Source organism: Bradyrhizobium elkanii WSM2783 (genome assembly GCF_000472865.1).
GTDB lineage: Bacteria > Pseudomonadota > Alphaproteobacteria > Rhizobiales > Xanthobacteraceae > Bradyrhizobium > Bradyrhizobium elkanii_A.
The window spans coordinates 16791-42934 of the sequence record NZ_AXAP01000054.1 but is presented as its reverse complement, the minus strand read 5'-3'; the positions used below and the strand labels follow the sequence as shown (position 1 = coordinate 42934).

General features: G+C 60.5%; 26 protein-coding genes and 1 pseudogene. 21 read left to right on the top strand and 6 right to left on the bottom strand.

The window, feature by feature from the left end; all coding sequences use genetic code 11:
- Positions 1–248 precede the first annotated feature (248 nt).
- Positions 249–833, top strand: coding sequence for a PepSY domain-containing protein (locus YY7_RS0133795; protein ID WP_051397061.1), 585 nt, complete (start codon positions 249–251; stop codon positions 831–833).
- Positions 834–955: 122 nt separating this feature from the next.
- Here YY7_RS0133795 and YY7_RS0133790 read toward each other — a convergent pair whose 3' ends face one another.
- Positions 956–1384: a hypothetical protein gene (locus YY7_RS0133790; RefSeq protein ID WP_028167074.1), complete on the bottom strand. Its 429-nt coding sequence runs from the start codon at positions 1382–1384 to the stop codon at positions 956–958.
- 86 nt (positions 1385–1470) lie between these two features.
- Here YY7_RS0133790 and YY7_RS62180 point away from each other — a divergent pair, with 86 nt between their 5' ends.
- The 14 genes from YY7_RS62180 (at position 1471) to YY7_RS0133720 (ending at position 15960) form a co-directional block, all read left to right on the top strand.
- Positions 1471–1851, top strand: coding sequence for a hypothetical protein (locus YY7_RS62180; RefSeq protein ID WP_051397060.1), 381 nt, complete (start codon positions 1471–1473; stop codon positions 1849–1851).
- A gap of 768 nt (positions 1852–2619) precedes the next feature.
- A complete protein-coding gene (locus tag YY7_RS0133780) occupies positions 2620–3459 on the top strand; it encodes an SDR family NAD(P)-dependent oxidoreductase (protein WP_196237365.1) in 840 nt (279 codons plus the stop codon).
- 128 nt (positions 3460–3587) lie between these two features.
- Entirely contained in the window at positions 3588–4754 is a 1167-nt protein-coding gene (locus YY7_RS0133775; protein WP_028167072.1) for a CoA transferase, read from the top strand.
- Entirely contained in the window at positions 4751–5989 is a 1239-nt protein-coding gene (locus YY7_RS0133770; RefSeq protein WP_028167071.1) for a CaiB/BaiF CoA transferase family protein, read from the top strand. The genes YY7_RS0133775 and YY7_RS0133770 overlap by 4 nt, the downstream gene beginning before the upstream one ends.
- A gap of 12 nt (positions 5990–6001) precedes the next feature.
- Complete coding sequence (locus YY7_RS0133765; protein ID WP_245287497.1) at positions 6002–7546, top strand: aldehyde dehydrogenase; 1545 nt, start codon at positions 6002–6004, stop codon at positions 7544–7546.
- Between the two features lie 54 nt (positions 7547–7600).
- Positions 7601–9118, top strand: coding sequence for a CoA transferase (locus YY7_RS53605; RefSeq protein ID WP_051397059.1), 1518 nt, complete (start codon positions 7601–7603; stop codon positions 9116–9118).
- Positions 9094–9987, top strand: a complete 894-nt coding sequence (locus tag YY7_RS0133755) for an SDR family NAD(P)-dependent oxidoreductase (RefSeq protein WP_245287496.1) — start codon at positions 9094–9096, stop codon at positions 9985–9987. The genes YY7_RS53605 and YY7_RS0133755 overlap by 25 nt, the downstream gene beginning before the upstream one ends.
- 124 nt (positions 9988–10111) lie before the next feature.
- Entirely contained in the window at positions 10112–10432 is a 321-nt protein-coding gene (locus YY7_RS0133750; protein ID WP_245287495.1) for a 2Fe-2S iron-sulfur cluster-binding protein, read from the top strand.
- A complete protein-coding gene (locus YY7_RS0133745; protein WP_349642696.1) occupies positions 10378–11682 on the top strand; it encodes an NAD(P)/FAD-dependent oxidoreductase in 1305 nt (434 codons plus the stop codon). Before YY7_RS0133750 ends, YY7_RS0133745 begins: the two co-directional genes overlap by 55 nt.
- A 108-nt stretch (positions 11683–11790) precedes the next feature.
- Entirely contained in the window at positions 11791–13035 is a 1245-nt protein-coding gene (locus YY7_RS0133740; protein WP_028167066.1) for a cytochrome P450, read from the top strand.
- A gap of 68 nt (positions 13036–13103) precedes the next feature.
- Entirely contained in the window at positions 13104–14249 is a 1146-nt protein-coding gene (locus tag YY7_RS62175) for a thiolase family protein (RefSeq protein ID WP_028167065.1), read from the top strand.
- 10 nt (positions 14250–14259) lie between these two features.
- The gene (locus YY7_RS62170) at positions 14260–14676 is read left to right on the top strand and encodes a Zn-ribbon domain-containing OB-fold protein (RefSeq protein WP_028167064.1); all 417 of its coding nucleotides are present in this window, start codon (positions 14260–14262) and stop codon (positions 14674–14676) included.
- A gap of 42 nt (positions 14677–14718) precedes the next feature.
- The gene (locus tag YY7_RS53600) at positions 14719–15480 is read left to right on the top strand and encodes an enoyl-CoA hydratase/isomerase family protein (protein WP_196237364.1); all 762 of its coding nucleotides are present in this window, start codon (positions 14719–14721) and stop codon (positions 15478–15480) included.
- A gap of 267 nt (positions 15481–15747) precedes the next feature.
- Positions 15748–15960 carry an aldehyde dehydrogenase family protein gene (locus tag YY7_RS0133720; protein WP_028167063.1) on the top strand — a complete coding sequence of 71 codons (213 nt, stop codon included), beginning with the start codon at positions 15748–15750 and terminating at the stop codon, positions 15958–15960.
- A gap of 60 nt (positions 15961–16020) precedes the next feature.
- Here the strand turns inward: YY7_RS0133720 and YY7_RS56945 are convergent, their stop codons facing one another.
- Positions 16021–16683, bottom strand: coding sequence for a TetR/AcrR family transcriptional regulator (locus YY7_RS56945; RefSeq protein WP_051397057.1), 663 nt, complete (start codon positions 16681–16683; stop codon positions 16021–16023).
- Between the two features lie 694 nt (positions 16684–17377).
- Here YY7_RS56945 and YY7_RS0133710 point away from each other — a divergent pair.
- The 5 genes and pseudogenes from YY7_RS0133710 to YY7_RS0133685 all read left to right on the top strand — a co-directional run bounded on the left by YY7_RS0133710 (position 17378) and on the right by YY7_RS0133685 (position 21901).
- Positions 17378–18388: a carbohydrate porin gene (locus YY7_RS0133710; protein ID WP_028167062.1), complete on the top strand. Its 1011-nt coding sequence runs from the start codon at positions 17378–17380 to the stop codon at positions 18386–18388.
- A 26-nt stretch (positions 18389–18414) separates the two neighbouring features.
- A complete protein-coding gene (locus YY7_RS0133705) occupies positions 18415–18957 on the top strand; it encodes a carbohydrate porin (protein ID WP_245287494.1) in 543 nt (180 codons plus the stop codon).
- A 385-nt stretch (positions 18958–19342) separates the two neighbouring features.
- Positions 19343–19693, top strand: coding sequence for a hypothetical protein (locus YY7_RS60865; RefSeq protein ID WP_155255414.1), 351 nt, complete (start codon positions 19343–19345; stop codon positions 19691–19693).
- A complete protein-coding gene (locus YY7_RS65250; RefSeq protein ID WP_080663961.1) occupies positions 19675–20538 on the top strand; it encodes a LuxR family transcriptional regulator in 864 nt (287 codons plus the stop codon). The genes YY7_RS60865 and YY7_RS65250 overlap by 19 nt, the downstream gene beginning before the upstream one ends.
- A gap of 15 nt (positions 20539–20553) precedes the next feature.
- Positions 20554–21901: pseudogene (locus YY7_RS0133685) on the top strand (IS3 family transposase).
- Positions 21902–21958: 57 nt separating this feature from the next.
- Here YY7_RS0133685 and YY7_RS0133680 read toward each other — a convergent pair.
- Complete coding sequence (locus YY7_RS0133680; RefSeq protein WP_028167058.1) at positions 21959–22255, bottom strand: hypothetical protein; 297 nt, start codon at positions 22253–22255, stop codon at positions 21959–21961.
- Positions 22256–22414: 159 nt separating this feature from the next.
- On the opposite strand from YY7_RS0133680, the gene dusA reads away from it, so the two are divergent.
- Positions 22415–23374, top strand: a complete 960-nt coding sequence (gene dusA, locus YY7_RS0133675; protein ID WP_028167057.1) for a tRNA dihydrouridine(20/20a) synthase DusA — start codon at positions 22415–22417, stop codon at positions 23372–23374.
- Here dusA and YY7_RS0133670 read toward each other — a convergent pair.
- The 3 genes from YY7_RS0133670 to YY7_RS0133660 all read right to left on the bottom strand — a co-directional run bounded on the left by YY7_RS0133670 (position 23336) and on the right by YY7_RS0133660 (position 25912).
- Entirely contained in the window at positions 23336–23890 is a 555-nt protein-coding gene (locus YY7_RS0133670; RefSeq protein ID WP_028167056.1) for a TIGR02281 family clan AA aspartic protease, read from the bottom strand. The genes dusA and YY7_RS0133670 overlap by 39 nt on opposite strands.
- Before the next feature lie 151 nt (positions 23891–24041).
- Positions 24042–24245: a DUF1289 domain-containing protein gene (locus YY7_RS0133665; protein WP_028167055.1), complete on the bottom strand. Its 204-nt coding sequence runs from the start codon at positions 24243–24245 to the stop codon at positions 24042–24044.
- 65 nt (positions 24246–24310) lie between these two features.
- Positions 24311–25912 carry a sensor histidine kinase gene (locus tag YY7_RS0133660; RefSeq protein ID WP_028167054.1) on the bottom strand — a complete coding sequence of 534 codons (1602 nt, stop codon included), beginning with the start codon at positions 25910–25912 and terminating at the stop codon, positions 24311–24313.
- Between the last annotated feature and the right edge of the window lie 232 nt (positions 25913–26144).

Sequence of the window (26144 nt, the reverse complement as noted above, 5' to 3'; positions counted from 1 at the left end):
GAGCTCTCGTGATGAGAGGCCAAGCCGCCGGCCGTTCGCATGTTGCTGTCTTACCCTACCGCGACCGGACGCTAGCCGCGTAGGGACCAAGTTTCTCCTTGCCGAAGTGGAACCTAGAGGCCTCGCTCCAGTTGTACGGAACGATACGGTATCGTACACTAACGTTGTCTGTTTGGTTTATGTGGCCTAGGCCTCGATTGCGTCTCTTGCGCTGATTGGCCAGGTCATATCTCGAAAGGTGCGCACCGATGCGGATAGACAATCGGCGCTTTCACATCTTTGTTGCTGTGCTGATCGCTTTGGGGGCAGAGGCCGCGTTGGCGGCGCCTGTGGCCGTCGAGCCTCGAGCCCAGGGGAGCGTGACAAAGTCAGGCGAACCGAGCGTGCTCGACGAACTTGAGTTGTTTCGCGGCACTCGAATTTCGCTGGTGGAGGCGATAGCAGCTGCGGAAAAGCGGCACGCTGGCGCCAGAACTGCGGACGCGGGCTTCGACGGATCGACGGGCCGGGCTCTCTACAAAGTCATGACCTTCGAAAAAGATCGAATTTGGGAGAACCTTGTGGACGGCGAAACTGGAGAAATAATCGGCGGTCCGGTTATATCGTCGATCGGCGAATTCAACGCGGAGGCTCGCAAGAACCTTCTGGCCTTAAGGACGGTCCGGCAGCAGATGTCTGATGCCGTCCATATCGCGGAGCAGTCAGCATCGAGACGAGCTGTCGGGGGAAGCTTGACGAGCATAGACGGCAGGCTGAATTTCACCATCGTCGTCGATTCCGGTTCGAGCTTGAAGCAAGTTGTGCTCGAACCACCTGCTGGGAAAGGCCGCTGATCACCGAAAGGGCCTGCGCCGTGCATTGCGACGTCGGCCGATTGGCAGCCGGGCGCAGGGGGGCATTGGGAAGTGCAATGCAGGATCTCGGTGACGGTGACTGGGAAGGCCTTCTTCCAGTGTCACACGTTCAAATCCCTACGACATGCCAGGCCGAAGTTGCGGAGGATATCCGCGTCCGGATTGTACTTCTTGGCAAAGTCGCGAAGAGGCTCAGACGGAGTGGCGTAAATGTCAAGAATGTGATGCACAACCTCGTCGGCGTTAGTGACCACCGTTTCGGAGGCAAACAGACGAAGCTTTCCAAGGATCGCATACAATCGCACGAACTTGGTTGGATCGATCGTGTCGTGTGTTATGCCTTCCGTGACCAGCCGGGACGCCTCGTCGATGAAGTCGCCATACAGATGTTCGCGGCGGCTCATCGCGCTGGCAAATCGCTGCGTCCGCTCTTGAGCTCGAAGGCTGAGCCATGTCGTGGCGAACGACGCTATAGCGCCGATTGCGGAGCCCGCTAGAGCTGCGATCGCTGAAATGACGGCATTATTCATTTGAAGCTCCAACACTGATGCCGGGGTGAGGGGCTCTGTAGAGCGCCGAGGGCCGGCAGATTCGCTTTCCAGGGACTAACAAACCCATGGCGATGCCGCTCCAGCTTGTACAAAATAACCAAAAAAAGATACGAAACCGTACCGTAGCACGAACGTTCAAAAGAATGTTCATGCAGACAAGGAGAGCAAGGATGGTTGTCCGCGGGCGTGCAATGATAATGGCGCTGTTCGGTATCTTGTTGATCTGGCAAGACGAAGCGCTTGCTCAGCAGGGAACGCCAGAACAGCGCGCTGCCTGCCAAGGCGACGCTTTGCGGCTATGCAGCAGTTTCATTCCAGACGCCGATCGGATAGCCACATGCCTGCGTCAAAACGAAGCAAAACTGAGCAAGGACTGTCATGCAGTTGTGTTTGTGCGTGGTGCGCGCGGGCGAAACGGCGCTCAAAACGGCTCGCAGCAAGAGTAGCGGAGCGCGGCAGCCGGTTTGCAGGCGGCGGCTCTGCAGGATGCACCGTCACCAGCCCGCGAAGAGCACTACGTTCGGCTTGATGCCGACGGGCTCTCCCGAACGTCCCCCACTCTGGGCGAGATCCCGAGCGGGATAGCCGTGCCTCTGTTTCATTTTCAGGTGAGGCGGGCAACGTTGGCAAGAGGCCAAGGAGCCTCTACAAGACGCGACCGGCAGCAACGGCGCGTCGTTGTCGTCGGCGGCGAGGGGCGGGCCTTCGGGGCGCCACGGCGACGGGACGCGGCGCCGGCAGCGCCACGCGCCGAGCGATGGTCGATGTTAGCTCCCGCGCCACTCGCCGCCCCCCGAGAGGGAGGTGTCGGCAATAGAGCCCAGGCAGCTTTGACCGGTGTGTAGCCTGGAGATTTAAGCCCGTACGTTGATTGTCAATCGGCACTGGACCTATTCCACTAGAGGCGTGCATCCGAACCAACTTTGCCACGGGTGGCGATTCGGCCCGCTCTCCGTCTACCCGCGCCGTCTTCCCACCAGATCTCCAACTGTCATCTTCCGAGTCGAGAAGCGGCCTAGCCAGGCAGTCGAGCAGGTTGGACATCAGACTGCGCTATCGCCAGTTTCACTCAAACAGTTGGTTGACTTACTCCGATTTATGTGGCTCGATACGACAAAACAGCAGGCGAGGCCGACGATCAGGTCGTCAATCTAATGCTGCGACAATAATCGGGAGGGTCCTGGGTGACTGATTTAAAAGGCGATATCGTCGTCGTGACCGGCGCAGCGACCGGGTTGGGGAGAGCGCTCGCTTTGGAGGCAGCGGCTCGCGGTGCTGAAGTTATCCTCGCCGATGTTTCGGATGCGGGAAGTGTCGTTGAGGAAATCGCGAAGGCGGGCGGCTCGGCTGTCGCCCAGCATGTCGATGTAGCAGACTACGAATCCGTAGAAGCGTTGGCAACGTTTGTTCGCGAGCGCTATGGTCGAGTGAACGTGGTCATCAACAACGCGGCGTTCGCGGAGGCGGGTCCACTTGATAGCGTTGATCCGCTTGCAACGAAGCGGACCTTCGAGGTCGGGATTCTTGGCGTCTTCCACGGAATTCGGGCGTTCGCCGAACTGCTAAAGGCCGCCGCCGGCAGCGGTGGCCATTCGTTCATTCTCAACGTCGGCTCCGAGCATTCCCTCGGCGTTCCCCCTCACGTTCCGCCGCTCAGCGCGTATACGACCAGCAAATACGCTGTCCTGGGTCTGACGGACACGGCGCGCCGCGACTTCGCGAATACAGGGGTCGGCGTCTCCCTCCTCGCTCCGGGATGGATTCGCACGGAGAAGATTCGTGCGATTGTGCAGGCTTCGGCCGAGGCGGCGGCGATGATCGAGCCCTACGCGCAGGACACCGACGTGGTCGCAAGGGCGGCATGGGATGGGCTGCTTGGCCGTCGATACATCATCGTCACCAATCCAGCGAGCCGCGCATTTGCAATCGAGCACGCGAACGCAGTCTTAGCCGAGGTGCAGCGGTTGCCCGACTCGCCGCAGGATTCCGGTCATGCGCATGACGGGACGGGAGACATGTCGCGGTGTCCGGTGGCGCACATCCTGAAAGGCTAGTGTTTGGGGCTGAGCCTGCAGCACGAAGGCCAACGCCGTCGAACGAGGCTGAGGCAGTGGTTCGACGGCAAAAGATAAACCATCTAGTTGGTTGAAGACTGGATTGGATAGAAGATGGTAAATGGAAGATGGTAATAGGTAGCAGCTCAGAGACGCCTGCGTCCCATGCGGGCAGGAGTATTCGTGAGGCGGCAGGTGCCGACGGCGAGCGGCTGCGCGTCGGCCTCCCTCTTCATGCGCTGGCGGGTGTTGTCATCGGCAACGATCCTGCGACAGGTATGGCGGCAAAGCTGCTCCTGAGCCTGGGGGTGAATGTCGTGCATGTTTTGCGAGATGCTTGCCAGGCAACCTTTCCGCCATCTCCGGAGGGCGACTATCTTTCGTCGTTTCTTTTCCGCGGGATGGAGTCGATCGTGGTCGGCGCCGCGCCGGATCGAGCGCGGAGTGCCATCGGTGCTGCCGACATCATTCTACATTCCGATGCGGATGCCGACTTCCTCGGACTTGTGGCAGATCGGTTGATTGAAAAGGGTGCGATTATCGCGCAAGCGACGCCATGGGGGGAGCGTGGCCCGCGATGGGCCGAGCCAAGTTCAGAGCTTATCCTGCAAGCGGCAGGCGGCCTCGTCTATCTTTTAGGAAAACCGGGCCGTCCCCCCATCATGCTCGGCGGTCATCAGGCCGCCTATTCGACCGGAATGCAATTGTTCACCGGGATCATGATCGCGTTGACCGAACGCGATCGGAGCGGTGTCGGGCAGTTCGTCAGAACATCATATTTCGAGACTGTCGCCTTCCTCGAATGGAAAGGAGGCACTTTCTACCAAGCCGATGGCGTCATCCTCGAGCGGGGCAGGAGCACAGGCCCTCTGATCTTGCCGACGAAAGATGGCCATGTCGCGTTTTACTATCGCGATATCGACTGGCCGCGGGTCGTCGAACTTTTTGACGATGACCAGCTCCGTAACCCGAAGTTTGACACCATCAGAGGCAGGATTGCCCACGAACCAGAGCTGACGGCCATCTTGGAGGAGCATACGCGGAAGGCCGCAAAGCATGAGCTATACCGCGCCGCGCAGTCTTTGGGGATACCAATCGGCAGTGTTGAGACAATCCGAGATCTTCTCGACAGCAAACAATATGCCGCACAGCACTTTCTCGAGGCGTGTGACCCTGCCGATGGCGACGGCTGTACCCAACCGTCACTCCCTTTCACATTCAACGGTCGCCGTTTCAACTCTTCCGATGTGGGCGCGACGTCCTTCGGTCGCGATCTGGCGGGAGTTCAGAAATGACGGCACGCAAGGGAGCTTTGTCTGAAGTCCGAGTGCTGGACCTCGGCACGATTACCGCAGGCGCTGCGACAAGCGGCGTGTTTGCCGATTTTGGTGCAGACGTGATCAAGATCGAGTGGCCAGGTCAACTCGATCCTTTCCGACACTGGACTCAGATCGCATCCAGCGGGACTCCCGACTATAATTCCAGCCCGCCATTCCACGTTGTAAATCGCGGGAAACGAAGCGTTGGAATCAACCTCAAGTCAACCAGCGGACGCGCGCTGCTTCTCAGGTTGGCGGCGCATTGCGACATTGTCGTCGAAAATTTCAGGCGAGGTGTGCTGGAGCGGTTGGGATTGGATTTCTCGGCGCTTCGCGAGGCCAACCCCCAGATCGTGCTCCTCTCCCTTACCAGCCAGGGGGTGGCTGGACCGGACGCGAAATACGGCTCGTTCGGATCGACGCTTGATGCGCTCGGCGGTCTTATGTCGGTTACCGGCTACGCGCCTAGCGAGCCGTTGTGGTCGAGCAACAACATCAACTACCCCGATCAACTCGTTTCGTTCCTAGGGCCTGGCGTTGCTCTTGCCGCGTTACGTCAGGCCCGTGAATCCGGCAAGGCCGTCTGGGTGGATTTTTCCCAACGTGAAGCGGTGACATTCGCCATCGGTGAGCAATTCGTGCGCTATGCGAAGACGGGGGAGCTACCGATTCCACAAGGGAACGCGGAGGCGGGCACCATCCAGGGCGTTTACGAGTCCGCCGTTAGCGATCGTTGGGTGGCGGTATCGGTTCCGGCAGACGGCGAACAGCTCCAGGCCCTGCTAGGAGTGATCGGCGCGGCCAGCGATGTTGGGGCGGCCCCGGCGTCGGGACAGATTCATGCCCTGCTCGGTGAGTGGGTCCGAACGCAGCCTCCTGAAGTGGCGGAGCAGCAGTTGCGGGCGGCTGGAGTTGCCGCGACTGTAGTGCGCAATGCTGCCGAGGTGTTGCGAGACGATCAACTCGATGCGCTCGGATTTTTCCAACCTGTCGAGTCGAAGATCGGATCGACCTTGCAGCGTGGCTACACGGCACGCCTGAGCCGCACGCCGGGGGTCATCCGAGCAGCAGCCCCCGATCTTGGGCAGCACACGCGCGAAGTCCTGGATAAGATGCTTCATCTCGAAGGGCCTGAGATTGAAAAACTCCATCGTGAGGAGGCGATTTTCATCCCGGACTTGCAAGGCGCCGAGATAGCGCTCGCTAAGTAGGTCCAGAACAAGATGAAACGGGAGGAAGATAAAATGATGAGTTCGAACGCCGCTTCAGAAGTCCCGCGCTTTTCGAGCGACTATGATCGCGAATACCGGATGCTGATAGGCGGCGAATGGGTCGGCGCGAGCGACGGCGGCACGTTTCGCTGTGTCGATCCTTACGACGACACGGAGTGGGGAACCGTGCCGGCGGCCACTTCGGCGGATGTCGATCGCGCGGTACAGGCGGCGCGGCGAGCCTTCGACGCCGGGTGGGGCACATCTTCTCCCTTTATGCGATCTGCGTTGCTGCGCCGGCTCGGTGATCTGCTCCGTCGGCACGCTGACGAGCTTGCCCGCATCCAAACCCATGAAAACGGCAAACTCATCGGAGAGATGACCGCCGGTGCGCAGGCGTTGGCCATGCACGCTCACTATACCGCAGGGCTGGCCGAGAACATCGAAGGCAAGACGATACAGCCGCCACTCCCGAACATGATGGTGTTCACCCGTCGTGAGCCGCTCGGTGTGGTTGGCGCCATCACTCCCTGGAATTCTCCGCTGTCGCTGCTCGCTCCCAAGCTCTTTCCAGCGCTGGCCGCAGGCAATACGATCGTGATCAAGCCATCGGAGATCACGCCGACCTCGACATTGCGTCTTGCGGAATTGATCGAGGAAGCCGGGTTTCCCCGCGGGGTCGTGAATGTCGTCACCGGATTCGGCAAACCCACCGGAGAAGCCCTGGTGGCGCATCGCGACGTGGACAAGATTGCGTTCACAGGTTCGACCGCGACGGGAAAGGCCATCATGCGCGAGATGGCCAACCGCGTGGGTCGCGTCACCCTCGAACTAGGCGGCAAGTCGGCCAACATCGTGTTCGCCGATGCCGATCTCGACGATGCCGTGCATGGTGTGATGAGCGGCATTTTTGCCGCCACGGGACAAACCTGCATGGGCGGTTCTCGTGTGCTCGTTCAGGCTTCGATCTATGACGAGTTTGCCGCACGCCTGACCGCCGCGACCGATCGGCTGACGCTTGGCGACCCTCTCGACGCCACGGTGGACGTGGGGCCGATGGCCAATCGAATGCAGTATAAGAAGGTGCTGAGCTATTTCGATGTCGGCGTGGAGGACGGCGCACACATTGCTCGCGGCGGCTGCGCGGCGCGTGGTTCGGCTGCGCTTGAGCGGGGCCTTTTCATTGAGCCAACCATCTTCACGGGCGTCGATAACGCCTTCAGAATCGCGCGTGAGGAGATTTTCGGACCCGTCGTTGGCTTGATCCGCTTCACGGATGAGGATGATGCCGTCCGGATCGCCAATGACACGCGCTATGGACTGGCGGGCGCAGCGTGGACGAAGGATGTCGCGCGGGCCCATCGGATGGCGGCGCGGCTGCGTGCGGGCAATGTGTGGATCAACAACTACCGCATGATTTCGTTCAACGTTCCCTTCGGCGGCTTTGGCGAAAGCGGCGTCGGCCGCGAGTTCGGCGCGGAGGCGCTCAACTACTACACGGAGGAGAAGGCGGTCTGGATCGACCTGGGCAACCGCCCCAACTTCGGCCGGCACTGACTGGGCGAGCCCGAGAAACAGCAACCATCCCGCCTCGCCAAGGAGTAGATAGAAATGCCGACCATGTTAAAGCCCGAAGTGCGGAGGGACGAATTCCCGATCGCGCGGGCGATCACAAGCGAGATATGGGCGGCCATGGGAGGTGATGAAGCCGCGCCGCAACGTGTCACGTTTGCAGGCGAAGGCGATCTGCGCTCGCCCTTTCCTGTCGTCGATTTTGCAGCGGCCACGTTCGCTGTGGCGGGTTTGGGGGTGACGAACCTCCTGGAAAAGGCGGGCGTATCTCCCGGGCCGATCAACGTGGATCGGCGCCATGCTACGATCTGGTTCGATGTCCCCTTGGCCCCGACGCGGTTCATCGACACGCCAGAGCGGCATGGCGTTCACGCCAAATGGATGGTCGAGTTCCAAACGGCGGACGATCGATGGATGCGGGTACAGGCAAGCTATCCGACGCTCCGGCGGCGATTGCTGGCCGCCCTGGGCGTTTCGGAGGGGCTGGACAGTATTGCGGCGGCGCTTCGTGTGTTGCCTGCCGAGGAGGCCGAACGACGCCTCATAGAGGCCGGCGCAGCTGTCGCGATTGCCAGATCGCTCGCTGAGTGGGAAGCGCATCCTCAGGGCGCCGCGGTGGCGCAAGAACCTATTGCAGCGGTGAGGGAAACCTTGGTCGCGAAAGACCAGTGGAAGCCGGTGGCGGAACGTCCGCTGCACGGCGTGCGGGTTCTCGATATGACTCGCGTCGTGGCCGCTCCGATGGCGACGCGCCTCCTCGCCGCACTCGGCGCGGAAGTGCTGCGGATCGATCCCCCTGGCGCCGACGAGGTGGCACTGGGCGGTGCCAATGACATCATGTTGGGCAAGCGCTGGGCTCTGCTGGATGCGCGCACGGAGGAAGGCCGGGCCAGGTATAAGGAACTGCTGTCGACGGCCGACATCTTTATCCATTCCTATCGCGCAGGAGCCATCGACTCGCTTGGTTTCGATGAGAACGAGCGCGCCGCTATCCGGCCGGGTCTCGTCGAGGTGGTGCTCAACGCCTATGGCTGGACCGGGCCGTGGCGTGGCCGAAGAGGGTTCGACACGCTGGTCCAGTATGCCTCGGGAATAGCCGATGAGGTCAGTCGCTGGGCGAATGAAGCGCCGGAACGTCGCCTCCCGCTGAACGCGCTCGGGCATTTGGTCGACGCTTCTCGCCCGCGTCACCTGCCGGTGGAGGCACTGGATTTCGGAACGGGCTATTTGCTCGCTGCGGCCGCATTACGGGGGTTGGCGCGCCGTCTCGAGACGGGGCGGGGCTCGATCACCAAGATGTCGCTCGCGCGGACTGCCGCGCTACTGACGAGCGCGGTTCGGCCAGCCGGCGGTGTGGAGTTCACGCTGCCCCATGACATGCCGTTCGCCGACGAGAGGGTATGGGATCTGGGCGGACGCCCATCGCGACGGCTCGCTTTTCCACTTCAGGTCGACGGGGTGCCTCTGTTTTGGGATCGCCCTGCGGAGTTGCCCGGCTCCTCTTCGCCCAGTTGGTCCACGAGGCCCCCACGGTGGGCGGCATTCGAAGCGGGCTGAGCGGTGCGGGCGAGATCCGGCATTCATTAAGGGAGGAAGGCATGACGAAAACATGGTTCATCACCGGCGCTGGCCGCGGGCTTGGGGAGGCGTTCGCCAGAGCGGCGCTGGCGCGCGGCGACAAGGTCGCCGCCACTGCGCGACATCTCTCAGCGCTCCAGGGATTGGTCGACACTCATGGTGAGGCGGTCCTTCCCCTTATTCTTGACGTAACGGACCGCACGGCGGCGTTCGAGGCAGTGGCGAAGACCAGGGACAAGTTCGGGCGGCTCGACGTTGTCGTGAACAACGCGGGATATGGTCTTTTCGGCGCCGTCGAAGAGATCACGGACCAGGAACTGCGTGATCAGCTCGAGGTCAATCTGTTCGGGGCGCTTCATGTAACGCAAGCGGCCCTCCCTATACTGCGAGCCCAGGGGGGTGGTCACATCGTCCAAATCTCCACTATTGGCGGTGTTGCAGCATTCCCCAATCTTGGGGGCTATCACGCCTCAAAATGGGCGCTCGAGGGATTAACCGAGGCGCTGGCCCAAGAGGTGGCCGCTTTCGGCATCAAGGTGACCTTGGTTGAGCCCGGCCCATACGCGACCGATTGGGCCGGCAGCAGCGCGGTGCATGCTGCGCCCAAGCCGGAATATGCCGAGCTGCATTCGGGAATGGCTCAACAAGCCAGTGCCATGCCAGCCGAGTTCTTCGGCGTCGCGGCGGCAGCCGGTGCTGCGCTGCTCAAGGTGGTTGACAGCGAGGCGCCTCCGTTGCGGGTATTTTTCGGTGTCATGCCCACTCAGCTCGTGCCGGATCTTTATCGAGCGCGGGTTGCGACGTGGGAGCAATGGAAAGACCTTGCTGTCGAGGCACATGGCCACTGAGAGCAAGTGAGTGCGCTTCAACCGAAGTGATCATGCTGGCAAATGACGTCTGGGGCAACTAACGTCAGCCAACCGAATGGTTGAGATCTCGTTCAAAAAAATAAGTTAGGGAGAATAGACTTTGGTGAAGGTAACATTCATCCATCCTGACGGGCGCCAGGAGCAACACGAGGGCAGCGACGGCCAGTCTGTCATGCGGGTGGCGACCAGCAACCTCGTCGACGGCATCATCGGAGAATGTGGCGGAGACCTCTCCTGCGCCACTTGCCACGTTTTCGTCGATGAAGTGTCATGGCGAACTCTGCCGCCCAAGACGCCGGAAGAAGACGACATGCTTGCGGTGACGGCGGTTGAGCCCACTGAATTCAGTCGGCTGTGCTGTCAGATCAAATGCAGCGAGAGTCTGGACGGCATTGTCGTTCACATTCCGAAGGCGCAAAGGTGATGTCGTCCGAGGACATCGTCATCATCGGTGCCGGCCAGGCTGGTGGCGAACTCGCCGCGGCGCTCCGTTCGCTTGGCTACGACGGACGCCTCACCCTCGTCGGAAACGAAGCTTCTTATCCATACGCGCGCCCTCCGCTGTCAAAGGCCTATTTGCTCGGCAAGTGCTCCGCCGAAGAACTCCTGATCCGCGCGCCGGCGATGTATGACCAGCAGAACATCAATGTCCGCATGAACACCGCCGCGAGATCGATCGATCGGAAGGCCAAGACGGTCACACTCTCTAACGGCGAAGTGCTGAGTTACTCCAAGCTGGTGATAGCCACTGGCGGCCGTCCGCGGCAGCTGCCGGTGAGGGAGTTGAGCGGCGCCGCAAACGTCTTCTATGTGCGAACACGAGCCGACATTGATCGTATGCGGCCTTATTTCGCTCCAGGCGCTCGCCTGGCGATCATTGGCGGGGGCTTCATCGGACTCGAGGTCGCCTCGGTCGCACGCCAGCTCGGGCTGGACGTAACCTTGCTGGAAAGCCAGCAAAGACTCCTCGCGCGTGCGACTTGTCCGCTTGTGTCCGAATTCTTTCGGCGCATCCATCACGAAGAAGGTGTTGATGTGCGCCTGCAAACCTCGGTCCAAAGCTATCTCGTGGGGCAAAGCGGAAATGTCGAGACTTTGGTCTCGGACGGGGGCGAACACATTCGCGTGGATATTGTTCTGGTGGGCATAGGTCTCGTACCGAACAGCGAACTCGCTGAGGCGGCAGGGTTGGAGGTCGAGAACGGCATTGTCGTCGATGAATGTCTGAGGACGTCGGACCCCGCCATATATGCCATCGGGGATGTCGCGCGGTTTCCTGACGCTGGAAATGGCGCTCTGCGCAGAATCGAATCCGTGCCAAACGCGACGGAGCAAGCGCGCACGGTCGCGGAGACGTTGCTCGGTCGTCCTCGCCCATACATCAGTCTGCCGTGGTTCTGGTCCGATCAGTACGACGTGAAGCTCCAAATCGTGGGATTGTCGGACGAGCATGATCAGGTCGTTCTTCGGGGAGATCTGACGAACGGACGGAAGTTTGCGATCTACTATCTGAGGAACGGTGTGGTCAGCGCCGCTGACATCGTGGGGAGCCCACAAGACTTTGCCGTCGCGAGGAAGTTGGTCGCCGCGGCGGCTGTTGTAGATCCGGTGATCCTTGCCGATACCAGGATCACCCCTCGCGACCTATCCAGGATGGTCGCGGCGGTTGCCTAATCCGCAGACTGCTCTGGTCAAGAACAGCGGCAAGTATTATATAACTAGTTGGTTGGAACGAGTGGGGCTGAATATCAAGCAACCGAACCTGATCTGGGAGGATCAACGATGACAGCGACAGCACATAAGACCAATTCCGATTTCCCAAACCTGACGGACCCGCGGACGTTTGTAGAAGACGTCCCGTTCGAAGCGTTCGCACGGATGCGAAGGTTGCCCGGCCTGTATTGGCAACCGACAACGATTGCCACGGCGAACGGCGGCTTCTGGGCGGTGACGCGATTTGCCGACATCGTTGCCGTGGAGAAGGATCCTGCGACGTTCACATCAACGAAGGGTGCTGCCTATCCCATCACAAATCAGCAGGAGTCGGTGCTGACCTCCGACAGCCTGATACTTACCGACCCGCCGCGCCATAGTCATTTGCGTCGAGCCGCGGCGAAAGGTTTTGGCCCGAGGGTCGTGGCAAATTTCGAGCCGTGGGTGCGGGAGATCGTGTGCGAGGTGGTGGATCGGATCCAGTCTCTCGACACGTTCGACTGGGTCGATGAAGTCGCCCGTACTATTCCTGCCCGCGTCATCGCGCGTGTCGTGGGCGCACCCCGTGAAGACGAACCCTTGATCGTTCAATGGACGCTGGCGCTTTTCGCGGCGACGCAGCAGACCGAGGATTTGGGGGAGGGCGCCGGTACGACGCAGGCCACCATCAAGGTCATGATGGAGGTGGCGCCCTACATTGAGAAGCTTCAGAAACTCAAGCGAGAGCAGCCAGCCGACGACATGTTCACCGAACTGGGCAGGTGCGTCGACAAGGGCGAGCTTACTCAGAGCGAATTTCTCTGTTGGATGTTTCTGATGATGGTCGCCGGCTTCGAGACCACGCACACGGCGATCGGGCACTCGATGCGACTTTACCTGACGGATCAGGTCGTGGCGGACCGCACCGCTCGGGCTATCGGCGAAGGCCGCACCAATCGCGTTGTGGACGAGTTTTTGCGATTGATCAGCCCGCCGATGGAGATGGCCCGCACGGCAACGAGGGATCTGGAATTCGCTGGGGAACAGATCCGCAAAGACGACGTGATGGTTCTGTACTACATATCGGCGAACCGGGACGAGCGGGTGTTTGCCAATCCCGACGAGTTCGATCCGTGGCGCTCGGAAACGGACAGCCTCGCTTTCGGCACCGGCGTGCATCGCTGCATCGGCGCCTACCTGGCGCAGCTCGAACTCAAGGTGCTTTGGGAAGAGCTGCACAAACGCGGCCTCAAGCTTCGTCTGAACGGCGAACCCAAACGCGGATGGTCGGTCTTCATCAACCAGCTCACCGCGCTCCCGGTGCGTAAAGCCTGACCCCACGCGATCAGAAATCGAGCGTCTGTCAGTCTCGGCGGAAGCTGAAGGAAGAAAGGACATTTGTCATGAGTAAACGGGCAGGAACCGGCGTCGCCATCGTCGGCGTAGGTAACACCAACTACGCGGCGCTATATCGTGATCGCACGCCCCGCAGCGCAGAGTCGCTCGGCGTCGACGCGCTAAAGAAGGCGCTCGAAGACGCTGGATTGTCGAAGGGGGATTTGGACGGGCTCATTACAGCGCGTATTTCAGACTACAACGGCTTTGCTACTCTGATCGGCACCCCGCAATTGCGGGTGGTCAATGCCGTCGAAGGCTCCGGCCGGATGGCCGGGGTCGCAGTCCAACATGCCGTCGCGCTGATCCAGTCGGGTCGCGCGTCGACCATAGCGCTCGTCTACGGAAACAATGGCCGGTCGGCCGGTGCGACCTATGGCGGCGACTATGGCGTCGGCAACGTGAAATACGATTGGGCATATGGAATGACATCCCCGGGCGCCTCCGTCGCGCTGATGTATCAGCGCTACCGTCAGCTGTACCGCGCGCCAGACGATGCTCTCGCGCCGATCGCCATCAGCAATCGGAGAAACGCCGAAGTCAATCCCGAGGCTGCGATGCGCAAACCGTTGTCGCGGGAGGAATACATCAATTCGCGGTACGTCGCCGAACCTCTACGTCTCTACGACTACTGCATGATCAATGATGGCGGCGTGGCGATCATCCTGACCTCGGTGGATCGCGCCAAGGAACTCAAAAGCGTCCCTGTCGAAATCATGTCGATGGGGTCGTCCAGCAACCTCACGAACTACTACACAGTGACCGATCTTTTCGCAAACGGCTCGCGACAGGCGGCAGCGCAGGTATTCGGCGAAGCTGGACTCTCGCCGAAGGACATGGACGTCGTGCAGATCTACGACAACTTCACGCCGATCGTGCTTTTCTCGCTCGAATCCTTCGGATTTGCGGCGGAAGGCGAGGGCTGGAAGTGGATTCGCGATGGGCGGATCGAGCGCGAGGGCAAACTTCCGATCAACACCAGCGGCGGCCATACGAGCGAGGGCTATATGCAGGGCTGGGCGCTGCAGGTCGAAGCCGTTCGGCAATTGCGTGGCGATGCCGGTGAGCGACAAGTCAAGAACGCGGAGTTTGCGCAGTATATTTGCGTATCGCCCATCATCACGTCTCAGATCTTCCGTCGAGTTGAAAAGTAGGAGCGCGCAGATGACCGAGTATACCAAGCCTATCCCAGACAAAACACCGGAAAACGCGCCGTTCTTTGAGGGGTCTCTTCAAGGCAAGCTCCGCCTCCAGCGTTCAGTCTCGACGGGGAGGTATCGTTTTCCTTATGCGCCCTTCGATCCGATCGATCTTTCGACAGATGCTGAATGGGTCGACGTCTCGGGCCGAGCGACGCTGTGGTCCTGGACCGTTTTCCACCAGGTCTACTTCCCGTCCTTTAAGGGCGATGTCCCCTATCCCGTCATTTTCGTCCAGCTCGAAGAAGGACCTTTCATGGTGGCTACGATCCCGGCGGATGTGAGGGTCCAAGATCTCCGTATCGACATGCCCATGCGGGTTGAGTTCGAGCCGGCGACTGAGGAATTCGCGCTCGCGAAGTTCCGTCCAGTCAATTCGTGAATGTTCGCCAGCGTAGCGAAGAATTTTGAAGGAGAGATCGTAATGAACACCACGACCACGTCGGCCTCCGTCACGAGCGAGGCAGAGCTGGCGCTTGTTGAGCACCACGAAGGCTATTCGATTCTTACAATCAACCGGGCAGACAAGCGGAACGCGATGAGTTCAGCCACCCAGAAGGCGCTGTGCGATGCGCTGGACGCCATCAAGAAGGCTGGGAGCAAAGTCGTCGTTCTGACCGCTGCAGGTGATCAGAGCTTCTGCTCGGGAGTCGACATCAAGGAGAAACACGATCCGACCAAGCGAGCGTTCGCGCATGAAGCGAACAGTTGGGCTATGGTGCAGAGGGCGATCCGCGAGCATCCCGCCATCTTCGTCGGTGCGATCAACGGTTATGCACTTGGCGGTGGGCTCACGCTGGTGAATAGCTGCGATCTGGCGATCGCGGTTGACACCGCGACGTTCGGCATGCCCGAGATCACCTTCGGGCAGTATCCGGCGCTGGCCGGTCCCACGACGATGCGTCGGATTCTCCACAAACATGCGATCTGGCTGACCGTGACCGGGCAGCGGATCGATGCAGCGACGGCGTTGAGCTGGGGGCTCGTCAACGAAGTCGTGCCACGTGAACGGCTGCTGCCCCGCGCGGTCGAACTTGCAAAGCTGATTGCGACATTCGACGCGGTATCGCTCGACTACACCAAGAAGACCTACCAAATCGTCGATGAACTCGGTTGGGAGGCCGGCATCGATTACGGTCTAACCCTCATGCCTGTCCTCGCGTTACAGAAGGACGTCGTGCGGTAAGATCGATATTTTCTCCTGACAGTTGGCTCTGGACAAAAGGGCTGGATAGGCGATGGTCGATAAGACAACACCCCCGTATTTCACGAGGATACACGCCGAAGATCGGCCTCGCCAATCTCGCCTACAATATGCGCCGTCTCGTCTGGCTGAGGGCAAAATACCCTATGGCAGAGGGGCAGAGGTCGGAACAAGCGGCTTATGGCCGCCTCCTTCACAACGGGAGCCCCCTCCAAAACGGAGGGGACAGCTCAGCGGCACCGAGTATGGTTGGCGGCCTACATCTGGACGCGCGATCTGGTGCGGGCGCATCGGTTCGCCGCTGCGATCGATGCCGGCGACGTCCATCTGAACTCGCCCAGCTTCGACTACAGCCTTCCTTTCGGCGGTCACAAGCAGTCCGGGTGGGGCGGCGAGAACGGCCCCAAAGCCTTGGACGCCTTCCTGACGACAAAGACCGTCTATGTCGACCCGACGCCCTAGCCGGGCGCCAGGTCGATAGCGCCCGACGACGCGGCTGCGGCCGAGGAGCGCCAAGCACTCTCATTTCGCTTGTGGCTCGTGGGATGTGGCGGGTGTTTCGCGGCGACTCGCGGCATCGAGGAGTTTGAGCAGCGTATGTTGCATGTCGTGACGCAGCGTGGGATCTCGGGCCTCCCTGCCCGTTATGAGCTTCGTCACTTGTGGAAGAAGATCCGGTCCGAGCGACAGGAGCGTGAGCATAAGTGAGAGCACCTTCGGATCGATTTCGGCTGGAAACGCTCCCCGATTTTTTTCCCGTTCCAGAACGTCGGTTTGCGTCCGGTAGGCGGCAGAGCGAACGCTTTCGAGGTGAACACGGCGGTCCGGCCGCGCACCAAATTCGATCCCTTCCCATGCAAGCAGACGCCGCCATCTCGCTAACTTATGATCTGCGGCATTCGTCATCAGCGTAGTGATGAGCTGTTTGAGATCGCTATGAGAGACAGACGCCCAAAGTGGCTTTGACCATTCGACCATCTCCTCGAGCACGGCGTCATAGAGGCCAGCCTTGCCTTTGAAATAATAGTAGATGAGCTGCTTGTTCGCTCGAGCCCGCCGCGCGATTTCGTCGATACGGGCAGCCGCAAAGCCCCTTTTCGCGAACTCGTCCACCGCGACATGAAGGATTCGATCCTTGGTATTCTCGCCTGCAATGGATTTAGCTGCTTTACGAGAGGTGCTCATAAGCCATCCTCTCGCCGGAGCCCATATCCATATTGCATGCGCATAACCGGGGCACGGACCAAGCCTCCTGTCAGTGCCAATTTATGATACGAATCGTCGAACATCTGATGATCAAACGTCTACACTATTTTATATTTTGGCACGACGGCTTCCTTCCTCCCCATTCTGAAATGCGATTTCTGGCAGCCAATCCAAGACCGCTGTGGTCGTGTCGGAGGTCCGTGTCCGGATATTCCAACGGGTAGCCTGCTCGAATTGACGGAAGCGCCGTTCCGGGGATCTGGTTTTCCCGGACCAGGCGCGCAGGTTGACGGCGGGCAGACCGAAGATCGGCGCGGCGACGCATGGCCACGGGCACGGGGTTGGCTATCTGCGAACATGCAATCATTGTCGCAGGCTCGGGAGGGCATGGCTAGGTCTGAGAGCCGAAGGGTTTGCCCGTAAATGTTGAAGCCTGATTTGATCAGGGGACAACGCCGCTTCGTCCTCCACAAATCGATTCCGATGCATCTGTGTCATCATCCAACTTGTTGGTTGACTTTTTGCGTTCTTCCGGATTTCATTCGCGCAGCCTTACCCGAAGACCGGCAGCTCAGTCCGGTCTCGGGGTGGGCGCAAAAGATAAATACAGGGAGAGAATATGCCGACGAGAGGGGTCATCGCGAGCAGCCGTATATCGGGCTCGGTAAGTCACGTGAGATGGCAGGCGCGGATTTGCCAAGGCCTTCTGATCGCCTTTGCCGGCGTCGCGCCGACCGGCGTGCACGCGGCTGAGGTTGCCAGTCCACCGCAGCCAAGTGTCGACGCGCCAGCTCCAACTGCCGTGAAGCCGATCAAACAGAAAAAGCGGTCCTCGACGTCTTCCACTATCGCGAAAGGCTTTGACGCCGCGCCGATACCCGCTACGGCCCCGCCTCCTAGCGTCGCGAAGCCGTCCGCACCAGCAATGTCGCTGGACCAGATGAACGCGACCTTGGGATACAAGGGCTGGAACATTCCGTTCCCATCTTTCTCCGACACTCTAACGCAAGACGTCGGCGGTTTCCGCTCGGCGCTGGCAGAGGAAGGTTTCGGCTTGTTGTTTGTCAGTCCCGAGATCATGCAGGCGAATATGCTCGACACGCCCCGACAAGTTCCCAGTACATATCCGGTCTGTACCAGCATCACCCGGATCGGCGGAATCTGCGCTGGAAACCAGGCCTATTTTGGACAGAGCTTCGGCAATACATACACCCTGAAGCCATACCTGACCTATGACTTGGGACGGATCGGTTTGACTGGGGGGCAGTTGGCGTTCGCGGCGAACGTCACTACGAGCACGAATGACGCCTATCTACCCACCGCTAACAGAATTACCAATTTGTCCTGGTATCAGCCGCTGTTCGACGGCAAGGTGGAAGCCAAGGTCGGCTGGTTCGCCGCTTCGGATGAAGTGATCGGCACCTACGTCGGCGGTAATTTTTCAAGTCCGTTCGGTCCTTCAGCGTCGATACCGGCGGAATTAGGCTTGGCCACCGAACCTTTTGCAGCGCCAGCGGTTCGTTTAAAGTGGAACATCTCGAATTCATTCTACAATCAGTTCCTTGTTCAGCGTAGCAATCCAGTTAACGGGCCTACCGGCAATCCCATCTACGATGAGATCCACAGCGACGGGGTCGGTTTGAGGTTCGACTCGCCGTCAAGGGAACGGGAACGTTATTTCTGAACGAAGTCGGCTACCAGACGCCTCCCTTGCCAGGTGATCTGTCAACCTGGATCCGCGCGGGCGCCATGTACAACACATCCGAATTCAAAGACCTATCCGAGCTGGCAACCGGAGGCACCAAATCTGGCGTACCGGGCTTTTATCTCCTCGCGGACCGGCAGCTTTGGCAGCAGGATCCGTCGTCACCCCTTACGGCCTACCGCGGCATCTACGTCGGCGGTACGGCAATGTACACGCCGCCCAAGACTGCCGCCTTCTATCAGTATTACGAGGGCAGGCTCTATTGGATTGGGCCCTCCGCCTCAAGGCCAAAGGACATGCTCAGTTTGGTTTATAGTCGCAATGAAGTCAGTCCCCATCTGGCTGATTTTGTGAACGGTTTCGCGACCGAGACCTTGGTCGGGGCGCGTTACAACACCAATACCATAACGGCTTCCTACACCGCGCACCTCCGGCCCGGCATCTGGGGAACGCTTGGCGTGGCATACACCGATCATCCGAGCATCAGTTATTTCCCCCGTGAGGGATCGTCGCTGAATTTCTTGGGATGCCTGTTTCTGCTGTTTTGAGTCGCAGCTTCGACCGCGGAGGCAGTGGGATGTGTTGTTAGGACTAGCGAAGATCATTGCCGTTGGACGTGGTGTGTTGATCTTCGTTGAGAACTGGCCCGGGGATTTTCATTGAGAGTTGACCCCGGCGAAGGCGGCTATGATCCCTGAGACGGGGGCGTCGTCAAGGCGAGTTGAGCAAGATCTAAAGGAGGACCGCCTATGAAACAAATTGCGGACAAGACGGCGCTGGTCACCGGCGGCGCAAGCGGCATCGGGCAAGCGTGGCGCGGGCCTTGGTCCGCCACGGCGCCAAGGTTGTAGTCGCCGACATCGACTGCACGGCGGCGGCCCAGACCGCTGCTGAGCTAAGCCACGCGGGAAATAGCGAGAGAGCCATTTTGACATGGGCCGCGTCATTGCGGTTAGGCATCGTGTCGTGCACGGCGCCGATGCCTTCTCCGGGCCGGTTCGAATCGACCACGCTTCTATGGGAGCGATCGACGCCTTGACTCCGCTGGCGCCACTGCATCAGCCGCAATGTGTCCGTCTGATCATGGCAATCCGCAAGCTGTGGCCCGATGTGCTGCAGCGGAACTCATGCTGTCCCGCAAACGGAGGTCCCGAGGCCGAACATAGAGCCGTGGCAACTAGTCCTTGCACCTGGCTCCATTCTGGTTGGCTTTGCTTGTCCTGCTGCTTGATCTCCCAGCAAGATAGAAGCCCGGAAGACCCACAATGCAGCGTGATCGCTTGACCAGACGTAAATGGCTAGCGGACGTCCCCGGTCGTCGAGCGACATGCCCAAAGGCACATCGCAAGTGCCCCGGAAATCTCGCTCAACACGGTGCGCGGTTTTTTCACAACAGTCCACATAGAATGAGTCCGATGGAGACCACATTTCAGGAGTTTGTTGACGCAATCCAGACAGCTGACAATGCAAGAGCGTTCGAGCGGATCGCAGCTCGGGTGGCGCAGAAACTTGGCTTCGAGCGCTTCGCTTATCTGCGTCTGGATGGCGAAGCGCCGCTGTTGATCTCGTCCTACCCGAGATCGTGGACCAGCCGGTACTTTCAACTCGGCTACCAGCAACTCGACCCCGTGGTCCTTCGTGCCCGGGCCAGGCGGGATTTGTTCTCTTGCGGTGGAGCGGCGCGCATCGCTGCCGGAGACCGAGCGCAGCGGCAGTTTTTTGATGAGGCAACGACGTTTGGGATCCGGTCTGGAATTACCGTCCCGATCAGAGGCGGGTTCGGGCGCATGGCCGCATTCACTTTGGCGACAAGCCTTCGCCAAACCGAGTTTGATCAACTCGATGATATCTGGAAAGACGTTGTTCATCAGGTAGGTTTGTATTTTCACGTCCACGTTGACACCAGGCTTGATGCCTCGCTGGCCTCGCGCCAGCGCGTCGAGAGCGAGCTTACCCAGCGCGAGCGTCAGTGCCTGGCGTGGACGGCGCAAGGAAAGACGGTCGCCGACATTGCGGTTCTCGTCGGAATCGGCGAGCGGACGGTAGTCTTCCATCTCGAGTGTTCGCCGTCAGCGCCTGCGAGACAAATTGAAGGATTTTGCGGAGGGAGGATTTCTGGTTCATCGTAGCCACCAGGAGCGCAGATGAAGCAGAAATCCGGACCGGGCAAAGCGCCGGCAGAACAAGTGCTAAAGGACATTCGTCGTCAGACGCGTCGGCAGTATTCGGCCGAAGAGAAGATCCGCATCGTGCTGGACGGACTGCGCGGGGAGGAGAATATCTCTGAGCTGTGTCGCCGCGAAGGCATCGCCGCCTCGATGTATTATGGCTGGTCCAAGGAGTTCCTCGAAGCCGGTAAGCGCCGGCTGGCGGGCGATACGGCGCGTGCCGCGACCTCTGGCGAGGAAGGATCTCCGTCGTGAGACGGCAGCGTTGAAGGAAGTCGTGGCCGACCTCACCCTGGAGAACCGCTTGCTCAAAAAAGCATGAACGGGATGGGGAGAACGAGGCATGAGATATCCCGCATCCGAGAAGGCCGAGATCATCCAGTTGGTCGAGCAATCGCATCTTCCGGCCAAGCGCACGCTGGACAAGCTGGGCATCCCACGCGCCACATTCTATCGCTGGTATGATCGTTACCGCGGGGGCGGCATCGACGCGCTGGCCGACCATCGGTCTCGACCAGACCGGGCCTGGAATCGCATCCCCGACGACGTACGAGGTCAGATCATCGACCTGGCGCTGGAGTTTCCGGAACTGTCGCCGCGCGAACTGGCCGTGCGGTTCACCGACGAACGGAAGTATTTTGTCTCCGAGGCGTCGGTTTATCGGTTGCTGAAGGCACATGACCTCGTCACCAGCCCGGCCTATGTGGTGATCAAGGCGGCAAACGAGTTCAAGGACAAGACCACCGCCATCAACCAGCTTTGGCAGACCGACTTTACCTACCTTAAGATCACTGGCTGGGGCTGGTACTACCTGTCGAGCGTGCTCGACGACTTCTCGCGCTACATCGTGGCCTGGAGGCTTGGTCCCACGATGTGCGCCTCCGACGTCACGGCCACGCTCGACCAGGCGCTCGCGGCCTCCGGCCTTGACCATATCACCGTCGCGCACCGGCCGCGGCTTCTCAGCGACAACGGCTCGAGCTACGTGGCAGACGATCTGGCCATGTGGCTCGCAGGCAAGGGCATGCAGCATGTGCGCGGGGCGCCGTATCATCCCCAGACCCAAGGCAAAATCGAACGCTGGCATCAGACCCTAAAGAACCGCATCCTGCTCGACAACTACTACCTGCCCGGCGATCTCGAACGGCAGATCGGCGCCTTCGTCGAGCACTACAACCACGTCCGCTATCATGAGAGCATCGATAATCTGACGCCGGCCGACGTCTACTTCGGCAGGGCGGAGATGATCCTCGCAGAACGAAAACGCATCAAGCTTGCCACCATCGCGAACCGCCGCTTGCAGCATCAGCTGCACGCCGCTTAAACTCTAACCCCTGATGAGCCAGAGCCTCCCTTCTCGAAGAGCCTGATAAGTCTCAAATTATCTGACGACGGACAGTGCCTCTAGCACAGCGGCCTTGGAGCGACGGGGAGGGCGGCCGACCTCGTGCATGTCCTCGATATGCAGATCGATGATGTCGCCGAAGGTTTTGGCTTGGACAGCGGCGCGGGGCTTTGGTGATCCACTGCGGTCGATATTGCGCTCCATATCGAGCGCCCAGTCTTCGCCGTCCTTGCGCCGGCGGAAGGTCTCTGACACGTAGCGGTTCTTGCGGCGGACCTGGACGCGCCAGTTCCCGGAAGGCAATTGAGTGAAGCTGGCCACGGCCGTGTGCACTCCCCAATTCGTGTGCGCTACGTGTGCACTGAGAGGTCAAAACAGGTACAAACGTGTGCAATTTCGACTAGTTTGGAGTGCACATGTTCCGGGTTCATCCCATTGAGAACATAGGATAAAGTATTGAAATCGCAAGACTATCGCTTTTCCGTGGCCCCCATGATGGACTGGACCGACCGGCAGTGTCGCGTCTTCCATCGCCAGCTTTCGCGGCGGGCGCGGCTTTATACGGAGATGCTGACCACCGGCGCCGTCATTCATGGTGATCGCGCGCGGCTGCTCGGGTTTGATGCGAGCGAGCATCCGGTGGCGTTGCAGCTTGGCGGGTCCGATCCGCGTGAACTCGCCGCTGCAGCCAAGATCGGCGAGGATTTCGGCTATGACGAGATCAACCTCAATGTCGGCTGCCCGTCCGATCGGGTCAAGGATGGCCGGTTCGGCGCCTGCCTGATGGCGGAGCCGGTGCTCGTTGCCGAGGGTGTCGCGGCGATGAAGCGCGCGGTGAAGGTTCCGGTGACGGTGAAGTGCCGTATCGGGATCGACGACCAGGATCCGGAACTGGCGCTCGATACGCTCGCGCGCGGCGTGATCGAAGCGGGCGCGGATGCGCTGATCGTGCACGCGCGAAAAGCCTGGCTGAACGGCCTGTCGCCGAAGGAGAACCGCGACATCCCGCCGCTCGACTATGATCGCGTCTATCGGTTGAAAGCCGCCATGCCCCATGTTCCCATCATCATCAATGGCGGCATCGCGAGTCTCGACGAGGCGAAGCGGCACCTGGCGCATGTCGATGGCGTGATGCTGGGCCGCGCGGCCTATCAGGAGCCGTGGCGGTTGTTGTCGGTCGACCCCGACCTGTTCGGCGAGGCGGCGCCGCACGCCACGATGCAGGACGCGTTTGAGGCGATGATCCCCTATATCGAAGGCGAACTCGCGCGCGGCGCGCGGCTGCATGCGATCACGCGGCATTTCGTCGGCGCGTTCTTCGGCGTGCCAGGAGCGCGCGCCTTCCGCCGCCATCTCGCCGAGCATGGCAGGAGGCCGGGTGCGGGGGTGAATGTACTACGCGAGGCGATCGCGCTAGTTGGAAGCCGTGCGGCCGCGTCGATGGCGGCCTAGCACGTCGGGATAGCCGGTCAGCATCAGCTTGTCGGCCCGCACGCCCCAGCTTTCCAGCCGATCCAGGAAGCTCATGCCGAGCAGATTCGTCTTCATCTGCCCGCGCGGCACCACCAGCGCCGGGATAGACTTTTCGACCAGGTGACCGACGGCGAGGCGATCGAGCGTCAGCCGTGCTGCCTTGGTGTGGCCGCCGGCGGTTTCGAGATCAACATTGTATTCGAGCATTTCGATCGGCAGCCCGATTGCCTTCGCGGTCTCCCAGGTCAACACCACCGAGGTCGCGCCGGTGTCGATCACCATCGGCGCGCTGACGCCGTTGATCTTGGCGCGCAGCGCGAACTCGCCGCCCTGTCCGCGCGGGATCTGCACGGCGGGGCCGGGGGTCACAACGTTCCCGCGCAGCATGTGCGAAACCTGATGGCCGGCGCGCGCGATTTGTTCGGGATCGCCATAGGCGACGACCGCGCCGGCGGTCGCAACCAGCAATAGGAGCACGAGGAGGATGCGGCTCATGACACCGCCTCCCGCGTCCAATGCACCAGAGCATGATCCGGAAAAGTGGGCACCGGTTTTCCCTCGCGGCAAACGCGAAGCGTTTGCGCGGAGATCATGCTCAAACAAAGAGCTAGAGCGGGATGACGATTCGAAGAAAAGTCATCGCGCTCTAGGCGCGCTTCGGGCGCGCCTCCATCCGCTCGAGGCCCGCTTCCGCCATGCGCGCGGGCAATAGCGTCATTACGGCGAGGCGCTCGGCGCTGTCCATCTTGTGCCAGCGCGCGATCTCCGGCAGCGTCCGCCCACAGCCGAAGCAGAGCTTGGTCCTGGGGTCGATCATACAGACTGCGATACACGGCGTTTCTGTGCTCATCCATCGATAGTGAAACGATTTCGATCGCGGGTGCAAGCGCGTAGCGGGATGACTCTTCGTAGTGTCTATAGCCCGGTGCCTGCACTCATGATCGGCTTGTGGCGCCCCCTTTGCTTGTCGTCGGTCATAGGAATCGAGGGTTGCGGCTGCAACGGCGGCGCTTCCTCGGCCATCGGCGCCAACGCCGACATCACGCGCTCCGGCGGGAATGTCACGATCACCTCGGTGCCGATGCGCAGCTTCGACTTCAGCGTGAAGGTGCCGCCATGCAGGTCGATCAGGCTCTTGGCGATCGGCAAGCCAAGGCCCGCGCCCTGTTCCGCGGACTTGATCGAGTTGGAGCCCTGGCCGAACGACGCCAGCACGATCGGAATCTCGTCCTCGGCAATGCCGGAGCCGGTGTCCTTCACGCTGAGATATTGGCCGCCGGAGGCGGTCCATCCGACCTTCAGCCAGATCTCGCCGCCTTGCGGGGTGAACTTGATCGAGTTGGACAACAGATTGAGCACGATCTGCCGCGTGGCGCGCTCGTCGACCCAGATCCGCGGCATGCCCTGCTCAAATACTTCGTGGATGGTGATGCCGCGGCTGGTCGCGCGCAGTTTCAAGAGATGGTGGCAGTCGGCCACGACATGCAGCAGCGAGACCGCTTCCTCGTTGAGCTCGTAGCGGCCGGCCTCGATCCGCGACAGATCGAGGATCTCGTTGATGAGATTGAGCAGGTGGACGCCGGAATTGTGGATGTCGGCAGAATATTCCTTGTAGACCGGCACCGCATGCGCGCCGAAGATCTCGCTCTTCATCACCTCGGAGAAGCCGAGGATGGCGTTCAGCGGCGTGCGCAATTCGTGGCTCATCTGCGCCAGGAAACGCGACTTGGCGACGTTGGCGGCTTCGGCGCGATGCCGTGCTTCGTCGGAGATCGCCTTGGACTGTTCGAGCTCGGCGATCAGCACGTCCTTCTCGGCGCGCGCCTGCAGCGTGGCGAGCGTCGTCGAATGCAGCCGGTGGGCAAGCAGCGCGAAATAGCCCTCGGCGCCGAGCGCGAGCAGCGCGAACACGTAATTGTCGAAGGAACCGCTCAGCGCGAAACTGACGGCGATCGCGATCGTCACCGGCGCGGTGGCCGCCAGTGCCGCCATTGGAAGGCTCGCCGCGAGCATGCTGGAGACCGCGATCACCAGCAGCATCAGGAACATCATCATTGCATTGGAGGCGGCATCCGTCCCTGCGGGATGGGCCAGGATCACCGTCCAGAACAAGCCGTAGAGCAGGTCGAGCAGCACGAAGCGCGCCCGCCATTTGCGCGTCGCGGCAGGCGAGGGGGATTCCTTCAGGAACTTGGTGCAGCTCTTCACGGTCGCGGCATGGATGCCGAGCACGCCGATGGTCCAGGCCGCCGCCACGAGCGGCTCCCGCCACAGGCCGAACAGCACGCCGGTGGCGATCACCAGCAGCATCACGACGTAGGATGCCGAGATCCTGGTCTGGGCATATTGGCGGAGCAGTTCGGTGTCGAATGCGGGGCGGGTCCCGCTGGTTGACGTTAACCGATCCCGCGCCTCCCGCACCCGCTGCGCCGCGGCGCGGCGACTGTTGACCGGCGCGGCAGCCTGGGGCTCGGCCGGCAGCTGGACAACTTCAGGCTTTTCCGCGGGATCACTCATTAACAACACAAAATCCTGCCCGCAAACCGCACGGGCTTTTGCATTGTCTATCTCTCGCGCCAAATCATTAAGCGATGACTTAGAAAGCTAAAGATTCTCGTTAACGAGAAGTTAAATTAACCATTTGGCGTTGTCTGTGAATGAGCCGACTTTGCTGAGGCCCAGACGCAAACCATTCGATCAGCGAATTAGGGAACATGCACAGCAATGACGGGGAAGGCTCATGAGGGTC

Excerpts from the sequence above, each read along its gene's own strand:
- YY7_RS65250 (WP_080663961.1), top strand. The coding sequence starts at position 19,675 with ATGCAGCGTGATCGCTTGACCAGACGTAAATGGCTAGCGGACGTCCCC.
- YY7_RS0133660 (WP_028167054.1), bottom strand. The coding sequence starts at position 25,912 with ATGAGTGATCCCGCGGAAAAGCCTGAAGTTGTCCAGCTGCCGGCCGAG.
- YY7_RS53600 (WP_196237364.1), top strand. The coding sequence starts at position 14,719 with ATGAACACCACGACCACGTCGGCCTCCGTCACGAGCGAGGCAGAGCTG.
- YY7_RS53605 (WP_051397059.1), top strand. The coding sequence starts at position 7,601 with ATGCCGACCATGTTAAAGCCCGAAGTGCGGAGGGACGAATTCCCGATC.
- YY7_RS0133765 (WP_245287497.1), top strand. The coding sequence starts at position 6,002 with ATGAAACGGGAGGAAGATAAAATGATGAGTTCGAACGCCGCTTCAGAA.
- YY7_RS0133770 (WP_028167071.1), top strand. The coding sequence starts at position 4,751 with ATGACGGCACGCAAGGGAGCTTTGTCTGAAGTCCGAGTGCTGGACCTC.
- YY7_RS62180 (WP_051397060.1), top strand. The coding sequence starts at position 1,471 with ATGGCGATGCCGCTCCAGCTTGTACAAAATAACCAAAAAAAGATACGA.
- YY7_RS62175 (WP_028167065.1), top strand. The coding sequence starts at position 13,104 with ATGAGTAAACGGGCAGGAACCGGCGTCGCCATCGTCGGCGTAGGTAAC.
- YY7_RS62170 (WP_028167064.1), top strand. The coding sequence starts at position 14,260 with ATGACCGAGTATACCAAGCCTATCCCAGACAAAACACCGGAAAACGCG.
- YY7_RS0133795 (WP_051397061.1), top strand. The coding sequence starts at position 249 with ATGCGGATAGACAATCGGCGCTTTCACATCTTTGTTGCTGTGCTGATC.
- YY7_RS0133665 (WP_028167055.1), bottom strand. The coding sequence starts at position 24,245 with ATGAGCACAGAAACGCCGTGTATCGCAGTCTGTATGATCGACCCCAGG.
- YY7_RS0133790 (WP_028167074.1), bottom strand. The coding sequence starts at position 1,384 with ATGAATAATGCCGTCATTTCAGCGATCGCAGCTCTAGCGGGCTCCGCA.
- YY7_RS0133740 (WP_028167066.1), top strand. The coding sequence starts at position 11,791 with ATGACAGCGACAGCACATAAGACCAATTCCGATTTCCCAAACCTGACG.
- YY7_RS56945 (WP_051397057.1), bottom strand. The coding sequence starts at position 16,683 with ATGAGCACCTCTCGTAAAGCAGCTAAATCCATTGCAGGCGAGAATACC.
- YY7_RS0133745 (WP_349642696.1), top strand. The coding sequence starts at position 10,378 with ATGCAGCGAGAGTCTGGACGGCATTGTCGTTCACATTCCGAAGGCGCA.
- YY7_RS0133775 (WP_028167072.1), top strand. The coding sequence starts at position 3,588 with ATGGTAATAGGTAGCAGCTCAGAGACGCCTGCGTCCCATGCGGGCAGG.
- YY7_RS0133670 (WP_028167056.1), bottom strand. The coding sequence starts at position 23,890 with ATGAGCCGCATCCTCCTCGTGCTCCTATTGCTGGTTGCGACCGCCGGC.
- dusA (WP_028167057.1), top strand. The coding sequence starts at position 22,415 with ATGATGGACTGGACCGACCGGCAGTGTCGCGTCTTCCATCGCCAGCTT.
- YY7_RS60865 (WP_155255414.1), top strand. The coding sequence starts at position 19,343 with ATGGGCCGCGTCATTGCGGTTAGGCATCGTGTCGTGCACGGCGCCGAT.